We start from the raw sequence: 15683 nt of genomic DNA, 5'->3' as shown, positions 1-15683 counted from the left end.
GGTGATTTCTGTCGGATGAAAAAAGGTGCTGGTTGGCGTTGGTTTTGCAGCATTTTGCGTGGTTGTTTCTTTTCTGTATACTTTCTGAGTGGTTTTGTTTTTTGATTTTCCGTTTGTTTTTGGTGATTTGGCTGTTTTTGGCCGGTTGGGCACGCGCTGTTCCGTTCCATCGGAAGGTGGATATCAGTGTGTTGTGTCGGTGTTCATTTTGTTGTTGATGGCCGGTGGCGGCGCATTGGGGTCAAAGTACAGGACGGTCTGCATGACGCCTTTTATAATTGTTAACCTTTCCAAACAGCTTACCCGTGAGTATGGCAAAGGATGGAGTGCTAAACACTTGCAAAATTGTCTCCGCATTATGGAAACTTTTCCAGATGAGCAATTTGTCTCTACACTGTGGAGACAATTATCTTGGTCGCATTTTAAAGTCTTAATGTACTTGGACAGCGATTTGAAACGCGACTTTTATATTGAAATGTGCAGGTTAGAAAAATGAACTATTCGCCAATTTCAGGAAAAAATAGATTCCATGCTTTTTGAAAGGACTACCATTAGCAAAAAGCCAGAAAAATTAGCAGTATTAGAGCTTCGAAAACCAAAATCAGAAGGCACTTTGTCCCCTGATTTGGTTTTTAGAGACCATTATCTCTTCGATTTTTTAAATCTTAATGATGCCTACTCAGAAAATGACTTAGAAACGGCCATTATCAAAGAACTTGAAAAGTTTATTCTTGAATTACAGCGTCGGCTTTACATTTGTGGCTCGACAAAAAAGAATGACTATTGACAATATTGATTTCTATCTTGATTTGTTGTTTTTTCACAGAAAACTCAAAAGACTGGTAGCTATTGAGCTGAAAATTGGTAAGTTCAAGGCCGCATACAAAGGCCAAATGGAATTTTGCTTAAGATGGTTGGAGAAACATGAAATGGAATCACATGAAGAACAACCCATTGGCTTGATATTGTGCGCTTCGGGCAATCAAGAACAAGTAGAACTTCTTCAGCTAGACAAAGCCAACATTAAAGTGGCGGAATATATCCACGAACAATTACCCCGTGAGTTACTTCAACAAAAGCTCCACCAATTCACTGAAAAAGCAAAACAATTAATTGAAAATCGAAAACAAGACAACCTATAAAAACTTAGCGTCTTGGAGCCTTAGCTAGAAATTAAGTCTCGCAAAGCCGCAGAGCCGCAAAGAATAACATAGTAAAATGACAGAGAATGATATTTCAAAAATAGTCGTGAATACCGCCTACGACATCCACGTAAAGTTGGGGCCCGGATTGCTTGAGTCTGTTTATGAAGAAATCATGTTCTTTGAACTTTCTAAACAAGGAATGAATGTTGAAAGGCAAAAAGCAATTCCAGTCATTTGGGATGAATTAAAAATGGACTTGGGCTTTAGAGCAGACATCATTGTGGAGAAAAAAGTAATTGTGGAGTTAAAATCAGTTGAGGCCATCGCCCCCGTACACCCTAAGCAACTTTTGACCTACTTGAAAATAACCGGATTGAAATTGGGTTTACTAATCAACTTCAACGAAAAACTAATAAAAGACGGAATAATACGAATTGTAAATAATCTATAAAATATCTCGCAAAGCCGCAGAGTCGCAAAGAAAAAATAGATTAGCGCTTAGCGAAGGAATTGTTCTCGCAAAGCGACAAGGTTGCAAAGTGATAAAACCATAGCGTCTTGGCGCCTTAGCGAGAGGTTTTTTTACGCAAAACTGCAGAGCCGCAAAGAAGTTGCCTATTTATTTTGTTCAACGTGGGGGCTGTGTTTCTAACGGTATTTAATCGTTAAAATTTGGATTTGCAGTCCCGCTACATTTACTTTGTGGCACACTTCAGGCAACTGATTTATAAAGAAGAGGGGAGAGAACAGGCTCTTAGAACCTCTGGCAACCTTCCACATGGGGAAAGGTGCCAATACCTGCCCGAAAGGGAACGATAAATTAGACGATATGATCCATCAGCTATCCCGTTTTTTTGTTTGTACACCCTTCCGCACGCTGGAAAGGGAGCACTACGCTGTACGATTGGCCTGTTTAGTCCTTACCACCATCGCATATAATCCGATTTTCTATGTCCTATAAAAATTTCGAGACACAGGCTGTTCGAATCGCCGAATCTGCTTCCGATCAGCGTGAGCATTCTTCCCCTATCTACCTCAGTTCCAGTTTTGTATTTGATTCGGCCGAGCAGGCCCGGCAGATGTTTGCCGACGAAATTCCGGGAAATATCTATTCCCGCTATGCCAACCCCAATACGAGCGATCTGATCGCCAAGGTCTGTGCGGCAGAAGGTACCGAATCGGGCCTCACCACCGCCTCTGGGATGGCGGCTATGTTTGGCAGCATGGCAGCGCTCTTGTCTCAAGGAGACCATGTGCTGGCGTCGCGGTCCCTGTTTGGGTCCACGCACCAACTGCTTACCCGTGTCTTTCCCAAATGGGGTATTTCACATACCTACGGCGACATCAAGGACATCGCACGCTGGGAGGAGCTGATTCAGCCGAATACCAAGATGTTGTTCATAGAGACTCCCTCTAACCCGGGATTAGAGATCATTGACCTAGCGTACATCGCGGCCTTGGCGAACGCCCATAACCTGATTCTGGTGGTGGACAATTGTTTCGCTACGCCTTACCTACAGCAGCCGGCCAAATGGGGTGCGCACATCGTTACCCACAGCGCAACCAAGTTTATCGACGGACAGGGAAGAGTGCTCGGAGGGTTGATCCTCGGTCAGAAGAAATACATCGATGAGGTGCAGTTTTTTATGCGGCATACCGGACCTTCCCTCTCGCCCTTTAATGCCTGGGTACTGGCCAAAAGCATGGAGACCTTGGCTGTCCGTATGGACCGGCATTGCGAAAATGCCCTGAAGATAGCGGAATACTTTCAGGAGAGTCCGGATATTGAGGTGGTCAAGTACCCGTTTTTACCCTCCCACCCACAGTACCATCTGGCAAAAAAGCAAATGAAGCAGGGAGGAGGGATCATTACCCTGACGCTAAAAGGGGGGCTTCAGCGCGCAAAGCGGTTTATTGACCACCTGCAAATGATCACGGTAACGGCCAATCTGGGCGATAGCCGCAGTATCATCACGCATCCCGCGTCTACGACCCACAGCAAGCTGACCGAAGAAGAACGGGAGCGGGTAGGTATTTTGAATGGACTCGTGCGCCTATCGGTCGGGCTGGAACATGTGGACGATATCGTGCAGGATATTGAGCAGGCCCTGTTAAATTCCAGGTGAGAGGGCGCTGAAATGGCTCCACTCATGGAACCGACGAATAGATGAATAAAAGTAACTAGTGTACTTTCTTTATCCGGCGTCCGGTGCCTCCTACTCCTATCGTAAAATTATGCAGAGACCCTGCATATCCGTTGTACTTCCGCTCGTAATGTGGGGTCTGATAGGCATATCGAAGGCGCATGAACCAATAACTGTGTTCCTGGCCCTGAGAGATTAGCCCATTTACATTGCCCATTTTAACATCCACATTCAGGCCAACTGTGGGCGTTCTCCTAAAGGTCAGCGTAGCCTCGCTTAGGCTTTGATTTTGCTGTAGGTCGTATGGGGTAGGCCCCAAGTCCATCCAAGCAAATCCTGCGAAAGGAGTGATCGCCAATCTCGGGGAATCAGTGACTTGATAGCCGATACTCAGCTCAGGGAGAAACATCCTAGCCTGGGAGTAGGCCGGCCAAACTCCGCTTGAAATGGGTACATCGTGTTTGTTGCGGGTGATGCCGATATAATTTCGGAGAAACAGTACCCAATCGGTGTAGATAATGTCAAAGGCTATTCCGAATGGGATGCTGTTTTTGAATTCACTACTAAGCTGGTCTGTGTAGCGCCCATATCCGGTAAAGAATTCAGCAGTAAATCCCCATTTGGAGGGTTCAAAGCGCTGACGAATATATTCGCGGGTATATGCTTCATAGGCATTGCCGGGGTAGGAGGACAGGAACTTGTCTGCCAGAAAATTCAACTCCTCCTGGCTGATTTCCGGATAATCCGGGCCTTCCAACAAGTATAGTAGATTCAACGCCAAGAAATCTTTCTCCATGGCGCTTAGCTCGGGGTTGTTTTTCAGTTTGCTGGCTAGGATGGGTTGTTCTTTTCTGGATTCAGTTAGCAACGTTTTGGCAAGCAAATCGCCCATTGGTGCAATTTTTTGGGTGATCAGCATGATTTCCTCCTGATCCATTAAATGGGAATGACCAAGTACCTCTTGGTAATCCCCTGTCCAATAGCTGATCAGCACCCGTTCGATTAGAAATAATGCCAAGTAGTTCTTGTCTTCTACCTCATTCAGTAGGAAGGTCTTGACTTCGGCCATTTTGGATATATCCCGGTTTTCAAACCGATCGAGAAGGAGGCGTCTGCCCCTGCTTATCAATTCGGGTTTTGACTCTTCCATTTCCAGGAGCTCTCTTTTGAGATCGGTTTGTTGCGCATAGTGGTGCGAGGCTGCCAACAAAAGTAACAGGGTGAGATAAAGTGCTTTCATGTAGTTTTTGTGACTAAAAAAGGAGGAATAAAAAAGGCGATTCTAGGTAGTTTGTAGATCAATAACTTTGACGGAGAAATTTAGGTGCTCGCCTGGCTTTTGTTCCCTGTTCAAAGGCATAGGCCAACTCAATCAGCACAGGTTCGGACCAAGCAGTGCTGAAGAAGGAAATCCCTACGGGAAGTTCATCGATCATGCCCATGGGTACTGAGATGCTGGGGTAACCGGCGTGGGCAGCGGGGGAGGAGCTACCCAAGTGGTAATAATCTCCGTTTGTCCAGTCGGTTTTCCATGCAGGGCTGCCAGTGGGTGCTATGATGGCATCTAGGCCATGTTCTTTTAGAGCTTTGTCGATGCCGTTGTCCTGACTGTTCACCCGGAGTTTTTCCAGCGCTTCCAGGTATTGCGGACTGCTTAGGTCTCCTTTTTCCAAGGCGAGTTCCAAGTAGTGCTGGTTATAGTGGGCCAGCTCTATGGGATCCTGTTTGTTGAATTCAATCAGTTCTTCCAGGCTTTTGATTTTTGCGTCTGGACCCAGCGAGCTGAAATACTTATTTAGCCCGTCTTTGTATTCATACAGCATCACCTCAAACGAATAGGATCCGGTTCCGGGAGGCGATACTTCCTGTAAGGGGATGATTTCAGCTCCTTGAGCCTTCATAAAAGCAATGGCTTCTTCCATCAGCTGATCCACCTTGTAGTTGATTCCAGCGGTTGATTTCATCCAGCCGATTTTCTTTCCTTTCAGACCCTCGGCCTTTAAGAACGGGGTGTAATCTGTCAGGTATCGACCGTCACTGGTGCTGGTTTTGGCATCTGCGGGGTCTAGCCCCACCATGGTACCCAAGCTGATGGCGGCATCCCTCACTGTTCGGGTCATCGGGCCGGGTGTGTCTTGGGTAAAGGAAATGGGAATGATACCGGATCTAGAGATCAGGCCTACGGTCGGTTTGATGCCCACAATGCCGTTGGCCGTAGAGGGGCACACGATGGACCCGTTGGTTTCTGTGCCTATTGCCAATACGGCTAAGTTTGCAGATACCGCTACTCCGGATCCTGCACTGCTGCCGCAGGGATTGCGGTCAATGATGTAGGGATTTTTGGTTTGTCCACCCAACCCACTCCAGCCACTGCTAGAGAGCTGTCCCCGAAAGTTTGCCCATTCGCTCAGGTTGGCCTTTCCGATGATGACCGCTCCTGCTTCTCGCAATTTCTTGGCGACGAAACTGTCTTGCAGGGGTTTTGAACCTTCAAGTGCCCGGGAACCAGCTGTGGTATGCATGGCATCGTAGGTGTCTATGTTGTCTTTGAGCAAAACGGGGATGCCGTGCAATGCGCCTTTTTTTCGACCTTCTTGGAGCATTTGGTCCAATTCTCTGGCAATTTCCAATGCTTCGGGATTGACTTCCAGGACGGATCTCAGCTCGGGGCCATTTTGGTCTATCTGTGCAATGCGGTCCAGGTAGGCGCTTACGACTTCCTCTATAGTTAGGCTGCCATTGTCGTAATTCGCATGAAAGTCGGCGATTTCCCATTCCAAATAGGGGAAGGAGGCTGTATCCGAGGCTTCCATGTCTTCGAGGGCCTTTGGCTGGCACGATGCACATGTGGTCCAAATTGCCACAGTAAGTATGAAAAAAAGCAAAGATCCGAGATGCACGCGGCCGGGATGCAACGCACTGGTGTACCGGTTGTTCATGGTGTAGTCGTTAGCCTGTAAAATTCCGAATTCCCCGTCAAAAATTTATCGTATTGCTCATTTTTTTGTTCAAGATCCGCGGTGATTCTCTGGGGAAGTGACCACCGCGGAAGTTGAACTAGGGATTGCTATTGAAACAGGATCGTTAAAACTGTGCGGAAACGTGCTTGAAGTAATCCATGCTTTCTTTTACTTCAGGAAGGCTGTTTTCCCAGTTGTGCTCGTACTCGGCAGAGAAGACACCTTTGAAACCCTGCCGGTGAAGTTCGTGAAGGACGCCAGCTACATTGCAGGTACCGGTTCCCCAGGGTACGTCGTGTGCTGACCGGATACCTCTGCCGTTAAGGTCTTTCATGTGAAGGCTGTGGATGCGTCCTTCCAATCGCTGCAAGGCATCGATGGGATCCACGCCCGATCTGATCCAGTGGCCAATGTCTGCACACACGCCCATAAGCGGACTTCTGCCTTCCAACAACCTGGCTGGAACCTCCGGATGCCAGTAGAAAGAAGGCACCGGGTGATTATGCAATGCCACTTTGATCTGGTGTTCCTCGCAGAGTTTTTCCACTAGGTCAAGCTGATTGGCACGCAGCTCGGTGGTGATTACCTCTATGCCAAGGGCCTTCGCAAAGGCAAACACTTTGGGCCAGTCCTCGTCGTTTGGACTTACCACCCCGTAGGCTACGGCCTGGATGTCGTATTTGGCCAGTAGGGATTTAATCTGATTCAGGTCTTGTGCACTGGCTGTAAAGGCCGTGGTGGCTTCGCCGGACTTGGTGATTTTTTGGCCTGGGTAAAGCTCCACATACTTCACCCCAATGCTGTTGAGTTTTTCGAGGGCCTCTTCAAAGCTAAACAGCCGAAAGGTATATGCTTGACTTCCCAGTTTCCAATCTGCCGGAACACCGCTCTGCGCTTGCGTAATAAAGGTAGCCAGGCAAAATAATGCAGAAAATAACGTTTTGAACATGCGTTGCTTCATAATAAATGAGTATTTTAACAGGATTTTTGAATTAATCTTTGCTAAAAATACCCAAAATTCCGAAAGGACCAATCAGATATGAAGCGGAAAACGAAAACCTTTTTCATCGGGATGTTTTTTTGGGTGGTTTCCGGTGCGTATGCGCAATCCGACCCATTCTTGAGCGAATTTCTGGAGCGATGGGAAGGTTCCAAGCAGTATATGCTCGCGATAGCCTCAGAGATGCCCGAAGAGCTGTATGGATTCCGACCTACTTCGGAGGAAATGTCCTTTGCGGAGCAGTTGATGCATATAGCGGTGACGATAGAGTGGCATATTTTCAGCCGGTTTGATCGGCAAAATACCCCCTATCGGGTACAGGAATACCGGGCAGAAGGCCTGTCCAAACAGGAAATTATCAACGTATTGGAGAAAGAGATGGATAAGGCTGCAGCACACATCGCCCAATTTGACCCATCGCGATTGATTGAGCACAATCAGTACGGAGAGTTGCGCCGTACCAGCCGCCAATTTCTACTTCTTGCAGCAGACCATATCGCCCACCACCGGGGTCAATTGGTGGTGTATTTGCGTATGAACGGCATCAAGCCACCGAACTATATCCTTTACCAGTAAGCATTTAAATTTGTATAGATTGTATTTTCTTAAAAACCCCAGAAGTATGTTCAGATCCATTTTGCTAGTAGCCTGTCTGCTGGCGCAAGTTCATTTTTCCGTAGCCCAAACGGCAACAGGTAAGAAGTCCCTTCCGCTGTCGGATGGTACTCCGGTAAGTGTAGGCATGTCTCCGGCCCGAATTCAACGCATTGACGCCATGTTGCAGCAATCCGTGCAAGACGGGGACATTCCAGGTGTGGTTGCATTGATCGCCCGAAACGGGAAGATCGTTTACCATCAAGCCTATGGTGTAGCCGATGTAGGTTCGGGAAGGGCCTTGAAAAAAGACGATATTTTTCGCATCGCTTCCCAAAGTAAAGCGATCACAGCCACAGCGGTCATGATGCTTTGGGAGGAAGGTAAAATTCGGTTGGACGATCCCATTTCGAAGTATATTCCGGAATTCAAGAATCCGCAGGTGCTACAGAACTTTCGATATGCAGACACCAGTTTCACCGCGCGTCCAGCGATTCGGGAGATTACGATACGCCATCTGTTGACCCATACCTCCGGATTGGGCTATGGGGTCATCGACGGCGATGAACGCATGAAGATGCTATATGCCAAGGCGGGTACCACCGATTTGTTCACCACGGAGGATGTGTCCATCAAGGAGGTGGCGCTGAAACTGGCCAAGTTGCCGCTGCATCACGATCCAGGAGAAAAGTACACCTACAGCATGGGGTTGGATGTACTAGGCTACCTGGTGGAGGTGGTATCCGGAATGCCCTTTGATCGTTTCCTTAGGGAGCGGCTATTTGATCCACTCGGCATGCAGGATACGTGGTTTTACTTACCGGAAGGCAAAGCGAATCGACTGGTGTCCATAAGCCACCGGGTGGATGGTGAATGGAAAAACTACCCAGACACCTTTTATAAGGTAGACTATCCGAAAGAAGGGGCCAAGCGCTTCTTTTCCGGCGGAGCCGGTCTCTCCAGCACGGCCAAGGATTACGCCACGTTCCTACAGATGTACCTCAACGGAGGCGAACTGAACGGGGTCCGAATCCTCAGCCGTACCACCGTGGACATCATCATGGCAAACCATGTAGGAGATCTCTATGGAGGAGGGAATGCTCACTACGGATTGGCGTTTGGCGTGCTTACGCAAAAGGGAAAAGGCCGAGGCGGGGACCTAAGCGAGGGAACCTTCAACTGGGGAGGATACTTTAATACCCAATACTTCGCGGATCCCAAGGAAGGGCTAATCGGTGTAATTCTCAAGCAAACCCAAGGAGGTACCGGCGATCAAACGGGTTGGAAATTCAAACAAATGATGGGCGCGGCAGTCGATGACTAAGCCGTATAAAAGTAACAAAGGGGTGAGTGGAAAAACCATTTTTACCTATCTTTGTGCCCTATGAGCGAAAAAAATTTTAAACGATATACCGTTACTTCTGCCCTGCCATATGCCAATGGTCCCCTCCATATAGGACATCTGGCAGGGTGTTATATACCTTCTGATATTTACGTACGTTATCTCCGATCCAAGGAGCGCGATGTTGCGTATGTGTGTGGGTCTGATGAACACGGCGTGGCGATTACGATCAAGGCCAAGAATGAGGGCGTCAGTCCGCAGGAAATCGTGGACCGATACCATGAACTGATGAAGGCAAGCTTTCAGGAATTTGGAATCAGTTTTAATCATTATTCCCGAACCTCGGCGGCAATACATCACGAAACCGCCGGTCAACTATTCAAAGACCTGTATGACAAGGGTGAGTTTGTGGAGCAGGTTACCGAGCAATATTACGATGCAGAAGCCGGACAATTCCTTGCGGACAGGTACATAGAAGGTACTTGCCCCAAGTGTGGGTATGAGAGGGCCTATGGAGATCAGTGCGAAAAGTGCGGGTCTTCCCTCAGCCCAACGGAACTGATCAATCCAAAATCCAAATTAAGTGGCAATTCCCCTGTGCTGAAAGAGACCAAGCATTGGTTTCTGGATCTGGGGAGATATACCGCATTTTTGAAGAAGTGGATTCTGGAAGACCACAAGGATGATTGGAAAAATAACGTGCTCGGGCAATGCCGCAGTTGGTTAGAAGCGGGTGAAGGATTGCAGCCTAGGTCCATGACCCGGGACATGGATTGGGGCATTCCGGTTCCGCTTCCCGAAGCGGCAGGCAAGGTACTGTATGTGTGGTTTGACGCTCCCATTGGGTATATTTCCTCCACCAAAGAGTGGGCTCGTGAGAAAGGAATCGATTGGGAACCCTACTGGAAGGACAAGGAAACCAAGCTCGTACATTTCATTGGGAAGGATAATATTGTATTTCACTGCATCACCTTTCCGGCCATTCTTAAAACACACGGAGACTTTATCATTCCCGAGAATGTTCCTGCTAACGAGTTTTTGAATTTGGAGGGAGATAAGATTTCTACCTCCAGAAATTGGGCTGTTTGGTTGCACGAATACCTGGAGGAATTTCCAGGCAAGCAAGATGTGCTGCGGTACGTACTGACTGCCAATGCGCCGGAAACAAAGGACAACGATTTCACTTGGAAGGACTTTCAGGCTCGTAACAACTCAGAATTGGTGGCTATCTACGGTAATTTTGTGAATCGGGCGGTAGTGCTCACCCATAAGTACTTTGAGGGGAAAATTCCCCAGCAGGAAGTGTTGTCCCCCTATGATCTGGAGGTGCTGAAGGAGATGTCGGAATTTCCGGAGCGTATCAGTCAGTCTTTGGAGCGGTTTCGCTTTAGGGAGGCCTTGGGCATTGTGATGGATCTCGCTCGCCTAGGCAATAAATACCTGGCAGAGATGGAGCCTTGGAAGGAAATCAAAAAGGATCGAGTGCGTACAGGAACCATCCTGAATGTGGCGTTGCAGATTGCTGCTTCGCTGGCGGTGGTTTCCGAGCCTTTTTTGCCGTTCACCGCTACCAAGCTCCGGCAGGCGATGGACCTGAAGGATGCCAAGTGGAAAGATGCTGGAAAACAGGACCTTTTGCATGCAGGGCTAGCGTTAAGCGATCCCGGCCTGTTGTTCGAAAAAGTGGAGGACTCAGCTATTGAAGCCCAGATACAGAAGTTGTTGGATTCCAAGCGTAAAAACGAGTCGGACGCCGTGCAGGCGGCACCCATGAAGGAGATCATCACCTACGATGACTTCGCTAAACTGGATATTCGCGTCGTAAAAGTACTAGAGGCCGAGCCGGTTAAGAAGTCTAAGAAGTTGCTAAAGCTAACCGTGGAAACAGGACTGGGTAACCGGACCGTATTGAGCGGGGTGGCCGAACACTTTTCACCAGAGGAGTTACTCGGCAAACAAGTGGTTATGCTGATCAATCTGGCGCCCAGAAAGATGGTGGGTATTGATTCGGAGGGGATGATTTTGATGGCCGAAGATGCCGACGGTAGCCTGAAATTGCTTCAGCCCCATCAGTCTGTGAAGCCAGGTTCGGTAATTAGTTAGTACCTGCATTAGCTTTCACCCGCAATCGGTTTGACTAAAAAGCAGGTAATGTTAAATCGAATAAAAGCTTAGTTTTATTTCTAATAATGTAAAGGAGATATTTGTTTTAGTGTTTTTGAAAAAAATATCCATTAAATAGTGCTATTTCGATGAACTTTATCGGTATAATTTCGTTTGAGTTGCTGTGTATTAGTTAGTTCTGCAGTTTATGAAAAGCGCGTTTTTGGTTGTTTTGTTTAGTATGCTATATGCAGATACGATTACCTTGGAAGATCTAAGGTGGAAAAACCGGGTGCTGTTTGTGTTTCCTGCCGAGCACAGGGAAGTTGCGTTTGAATGGGAGGTTTCCGACAGCCTGTTGGTGGAGTTTGAAGAACGGGATTTGCTGTTTTTCGTTTTCGGGGACACGTTAACGTCGAATTCACCCTACCGATTTGAGCTCCAATACGAATCCTTCTTAAAGAAGAAATACGCACTAGGAAGTAAGGATTTGTGTTGGGTACTGATAGGGAAAGACGGTGGTTCAAAGGTTCGCCGGGAGGGAAGTGCTCCGGATTGGAACGAGCTTTTTGGTATTATTGATGCGATGCCGATGCGTGCCCGGGAGATCCGCCGCAGCAACGGAACCTAGCGTACTTTCTCGAGGTATTCGGCCAACATAGGCAACGAATTATTTTTAGACGCCACTTCCCGCAGGTACTGTGCTGCCAACGCCTGTTCCCCCTTTAGGTAATAGTATATTCCTTTGTTTCGGAGCGCATACAGATTGGATGCATCGATATTCAGGCTGTAGTTGATGTCCGATAAACCTTCTTCCAGTTGGTTGTTGAACAGTCTGAACAGCCCCCGGTTGTTATAGAAATACGGTTGATTGGGGTTTAGTTGAATGGCTTTTTCCACCTTTTCCAAGGCCTCTTTGTATTCTTTGCGCTCGAATCGGACCAAAGCCTCCAAGTTGTAGGCATTTGGTTCTTTGTCGTTCAGCGTCAGCGCCTTTTCCAGATCTACCAATGCTCTGTCGTGCTCGCCCTGATAGTACCGAAGCGTTGCCCTGTTTACCCAGAGGTCGGGGTTATGGGGCTCTAGCGCCATGGCTTTTTCAAATGCATCCAAGGCCGGGTCAAAGTCGTTGAGTTCGGTATAGGTAAGGCCCAAGATAAAAAAGCCCTTGGACGCAAAACCCTCCGTTTGACTGAGTTGCCTGGCAGCTTCGAGCGCCTTGTAGTTTTCTCCGTAATCCAGGTTTGCCACCGCTTTCTGATACAATGCTTCCCCATAAGCAGGGTTGATGGACAATGCCTTGGAAAAGTCCGTGATTGCCCGTTCCAGGTTGGCCAACCGTTGGTAGGCAACCCCTCGGTTATAATAGGCTTCGGCGTAAGCGTTGTCTACCCGAATAGCTTCCTCGTAGAATTTGATTGCTCCCTGAATGTCCCCGTCCTCTAATTTAGCGTTTCCTTTCAGTAAAAATCGCCCTTTTTTACTTTCTGCGGAATCGCAGCCGCTGACTAATAGGATTACGAGGGCCAGCCAAAAGCAGGCAAGAAGATTGGTCATTCGCATGATGGTATTATTTCAAATTGCTCTCTTCTCCCAACAAAAAAGAATACGGTTTGGTGCTGTCCTTGAGTTCGAAAATCCGTTTCATGATAGCAAGTGACGGAATAATCAGGATCATTCCAGCTACTCCCCAAATGGCACCTCCAATCAATAGTCCCAAAAAAGTAACCAGTGCATTTAAGTTGACATTGCTTCCGACTATTTTTGGCGTCAGTACGTTGCTTTCTATCAGTTGAATGATAGTGAAAGAAGCGACGACTGCAAACGGGTAAAATAAGCCATCCATCGTCAGAAACGCGAAAATGAAGGGTAAAATAGCTCCTAAGAAAGGCCCCAAATAGGGGATAATATTCAACAGCGCGGCGAACAGTCCAAAAAACAACGCATGTTTTACCCCGATCGCATACAGGGCAGCGGTGTTCAAAACTGCCAGTATAGCCATCACTTTCAATACCCCTAAAATGTAGTATTGCACCACTTTTCGCATAGACCGTATGGTGGATTTTACATTTTCATTGTCATGTTCCGAAAATATCTTGGCCACAAAGTCCGCCAGATGATCTCTATAGATCAACATAAAAAAGATAAACACGGGAACTAAGATTACGCCAGACAGGGAGCCAATAGTTCCTAGGAGAAAATTTGACACCGTTTCGCTGTTGGACTCCAACAATTCGAACAATTGGCTTTTGTCTACGCCGTCCTTGATCCCAAGGTCAGCACCAAAAGTGTCTGTTGCGATGCGGTCTACATCTGCCAAGTAATTGTTTAATCGGTCGGTTACATCTTCAAAATCCCTTGAAAAATTCTTCACCTGCAGTATCACCAGAACCACCAATCCAATTATGACGGTGATGGAACTCAGCAACGCGATCACCGCACTCAGGGTTCTGGGGATTTTTTTCGTCTCCATCCAGTTGCAGACAGGAATCATCAGCATGGCAATATATCCCCCAATGAATAGGGGAATGAGAAGGCTTCTCCCCAGGATCATGATGAAAACGACCACGATAATCAGCAGGAGGATGATTAGAACTTGAAGGTAACTGGGGATTTCTGACTGCTTCATAATGCGGGTTTAGACAGGGGTTGTTTTTAGATAAAATCGAGCCCTCCAAAGGCTGACAAGCGTGACGTAATCGTCATACCGGTAGATCACTATACCACATGCGATTCCGAAGGATCGGGACAGCGATTCCCTGTTAGGCATCTGATCTTCGGCACGGGAAATGTTTTGACCGCTAAAGAAGAAATAATAGACGCATGAAATCTAGGGAAAAGATACTGAATAATAATCCAAAGATACGATACATTTTACCAAATGGTATGCCAATGGTTTGTGGAATCCCCACCTCTACGTAATTGACCGCGAAAGTTGATTGCGTATTCCGAAGGTTCGACCACCGGGAACTAGGTAATCGCTCTCGGCAGTACAATGACTTCCTAGTTTCCTATTGTGAGCGATTTTTTCTATTTTTGGCCTTTTCAGATATAAATACGACTCTGGTGAATAAAGAAAAATGGCGGTTGATCATACTTTCTCTAGTGGTAAGTGTGGGATTGATGATCCTGAAATTTTACTCCTACTATGTAACGGGGTCAACGGCTATTTTGACGGATGCATTGGAGAGCATCGTCAACGTAGTAGCGTCCGGCTTTGCGATGTACAGCATTTACCTGAGCTCTCAACCAAAGGACAGCAATCATCCCTACGGACATGGGAAAATTGAGTTTTTTAGTGCGGGGATTGAGGGTATTCTTATCGTTCTTGCTGGAGTCTTTATCATTTATCAAGCGATTTATACCTTGGTGTTTCCTGAGCCACTTCAAGAATTGCCCATTGGTATGTTGTTGGTAGGATTTTCAGGTCTTGTAAATGGTGCGCTAGGACGTCTATTGCAACAAAAAGGGAAAGCGCTCAATAGTATTACCCTGATTGCAGATGGAAAGCACCTGGCGACGGATGCAGTCAGTAGTTTCGTCCTTATCGTGGGTATTGCGGTAATTTATTTTACAGATTTATACTTTTTGGACAGTGTATTTTCGCTCGTTTTCGCTGGCTATATCATCTACAACGGCTATATGTTAGTTAGGCGGTCTGTAGGGGGGCTTATGGATGAGGTAGATCCCTTGGCGATGGGCATTATGGTTAAGATTTTGAACAAGTACCGGAAGGACAATTGGATAGATATCCATAATATGCGAGTTCAACAATATGGAGGCGATAGCCACATTGATCTTCACTTGACGCTGCCCTATTACTTTGATCTGATTAAGGTCCACGACGAAGTGCACCGGGTAGAGGAAGTGTTGGAGGAAAACCTGCCGGGATACGTGGAGGTCTTTGTGCATGCCGATCCCTGTATTCCGGAGTCTTGCTGCCATTACTGTCAGATAAATTCCTGCCCGGTCCGCAAATTTCCGAAATCAAAGAAGATCAGGTGGGATGAGCAAAATATGGCCAAAAACCAAAAGCATTACCACGAACTGAGTTCGGCTGTTCAAAATGCAAAAGAATCCTAGGCTTTCGAGGCTATATTTGGTTTGAAAAAAAAGGCAAGGGAATTCCGTGTTTTACGCTTTTTCATTATTCAACCGGCTCATTTTCAGCTGGAAATAAGGAATGTATGCAATTTTTTCTCTGTTCAGAGATCAACGATTTTTTTTAAATATTTTCAAAAAAAACAGCAAAATTTCAGTTTTTTCGCAACCAAACGATCCCTTTAGCGGCCTTCTTTGAAAAATTATATTTTGGTAATTCTTGGAAGGCAGAATTTTATTAATCAATAAATTGCTTTTTACATATTAATTTTTTAACTTAACCTGAAATAGATG

At 46.8% G+C, this 15683-nt stretch carries 14 protein-coding genes, 1 pseudogene and 1 riboswitch; of the genes and pseudogenes, 10 read left to right on the top strand and 5 right to left on the bottom strand.

The features are described from left to right. The first annotated feature begins 217 nt into the window (after window positions 1–217). From JJU34_RS21775 to JJU34_RS07170, 5 genes are all read left to right on the top strand, one after another. Window positions 218–496: a DUF1016 N-terminal domain-containing protein gene (locus JJU34_RS21775; RefSeq protein WP_366512680.1), complete on the top strand. Its 279-nt coding sequence runs from the start codon at window positions 218–220 to the stop codon at window positions 494–496. 33 nt (window positions 497–529) lie between these two features. Continuing rightward, on the top strand, window positions 530–787 hold the full coding sequence (locus JJU34_RS21680) for a PDDEXK nuclease domain-containing protein (protein WP_301005338.1): 258 nt from the start codon (window positions 530–532) through the stop codon (window positions 785–787). Beyond that, window positions 777–1142 (top strand): PDDEXK nuclease domain-containing protein, encoded by a 366-nt coding sequence (locus JJU34_RS07180; RefSeq protein WP_366512679.1) that lies wholly within the window; start codon window positions 777–779, stop codon window positions 1140–1142. Before JJU34_RS21680 ends, JJU34_RS07180 begins: the two co-directional genes overlap by 11 nt. A 76-nt stretch (window positions 1143–1218) precedes the next feature. Further along, window positions 1219–1596: a GxxExxY protein gene (locus JJU34_RS07175; RefSeq protein ID WP_228691654.1), complete on the top strand. Its 378-nt coding sequence runs from the start codon at window positions 1219–1221 to the stop codon at window positions 1594–1596. 271 nt (window positions 1597–1867) lie between these two features. Beyond that, window positions 1868–1967: riboswitch (SAM riboswitch) on the top strand. Between the two features lie 128 nt (window positions 1968–2095). Further along, window positions 2096–3271: an aminotransferase class I/II-fold pyridoxal phosphate-dependent enzyme gene (locus JJU34_RS07170; protein WP_228691653.1), complete on the top strand. Its 1176-nt coding sequence runs from the start codon at window positions 2096–2098 to the stop codon at window positions 3269–3271. A 55-nt stretch (window positions 3272–3326) separates the two neighbouring features. On the opposite strand, the gene JJU34_RS07165 is transcribed toward JJU34_RS07170, so the two are convergent. From JJU34_RS07165 to JJU34_RS07155, 3 genes are all read right to left on the bottom strand, one after another. Then, window positions 3327–4529, bottom strand: a complete 1203-nt coding sequence (locus tag JJU34_RS07165) for a hypothetical protein (RefSeq protein WP_228691652.1) — start codon at window positions 4527–4529, stop codon at window positions 3327–3329. A gap of 58 nt (window positions 4530–4587) precedes the next feature. Next, complete coding sequence (locus JJU34_RS07160) at window positions 4588–6228, bottom strand: amidase (RefSeq protein WP_228691651.1); 1641 nt, start codon at window positions 6226–6228, stop codon at window positions 4588–4590. Window positions 6229–6373: 145 nt separating this feature from the next. Then, window positions 6374–7210: a sugar phosphate isomerase/epimerase gene (locus JJU34_RS07155; RefSeq protein ID WP_228691650.1), complete on the bottom strand. Its 837-nt coding sequence runs from the start codon at window positions 7208–7210 to the stop codon at window positions 6374–6376. A gap of 78 nt (window positions 7211–7288) precedes the next feature. Between JJU34_RS07155 and JJU34_RS07150 the strand changes: the two genes are divergently transcribed. The 4 genes and pseudogenes from JJU34_RS07150 (at window position 7289) to JJU34_RS07135 (ending at window position 11919) form a co-directional block, all read left to right on the top strand. After that, on the top strand, window positions 7289–7825 hold the full coding sequence (locus tag JJU34_RS07150; protein WP_228691649.1) for a DinB family protein: 537 nt from the start codon (window positions 7289–7291) through the stop codon (window positions 7823–7825). A gap of 46 nt (window positions 7826–7871) precedes the next feature. Then, complete coding sequence (locus JJU34_RS07145) at window positions 7872–9167, top strand: serine hydrolase domain-containing protein (protein WP_228691648.1); 1296 nt, start codon at window positions 7872–7874, stop codon at window positions 9165–9167. A gap of 30 nt (window positions 9168–9197) precedes the next feature. Beyond that, window positions 9198–11288 (top strand): annotated as a pseudogene (gene metG, locus JJU34_RS07140) (methionine--tRNA ligase); the annotation flags it as partial. 208 nt (window positions 11289–11496) lie between these two features. Next, on the top strand, window positions 11497–11919 hold the full coding sequence (locus tag JJU34_RS07135; RefSeq protein WP_228691646.1) for a DUF4174 domain-containing protein: 423 nt from the start codon (window positions 11497–11499) through the stop codon (window positions 11917–11919). Here JJU34_RS07135 and JJU34_RS07130 read toward each other — a convergent pair. Together JJU34_RS07130 and JJU34_RS07125 are read right to left on the bottom strand one after the other, a co-directional pair. Continuing rightward, a complete protein-coding gene (locus JJU34_RS07130; protein WP_228691645.1) occupies window positions 11916–12845 on the bottom strand; it encodes a tetratricopeptide repeat protein in 930 nt (309 codons plus the stop codon). The genes JJU34_RS07135 and JJU34_RS07130 overlap by 4 nt on opposite strands. A 13-nt stretch (window positions 12846–12858) precedes the next feature. After that, window positions 12859–13917 (bottom strand): AI-2E family transporter, encoded by a 1059-nt coding sequence (locus JJU34_RS07125; RefSeq protein ID WP_228691644.1) that lies wholly within the window; start codon window positions 13915–13917, stop codon window positions 12859–12861. Between the two features lie 437 nt (window positions 13918–14354). Between JJU34_RS07125 and JJU34_RS07120 the strand changes: the two genes are divergently transcribed. Continuing rightward, entirely contained in the window at window positions 14355–15371 is a 1017-nt protein-coding gene (locus JJU34_RS07120; protein ID WP_228691643.1) for a cation diffusion facilitator family transporter, read from the top strand. The last annotated feature ends 312 nt before the right edge of the window (window positions 15372–15683 follow it).

The organism is Lunatimonas sp. (assembly GCF_020832325.1).
Taxonomy (GTDB): domain Bacteria; phylum Bacteroidota; class Bacteroidia; order Cytophagales; family Cyclobacteriaceae; genus Lunatimonas.
Note: the sequence above shows the minus strand (reverse complement) of the source record. Positions and strands in the feature narration are given on the sequence as shown.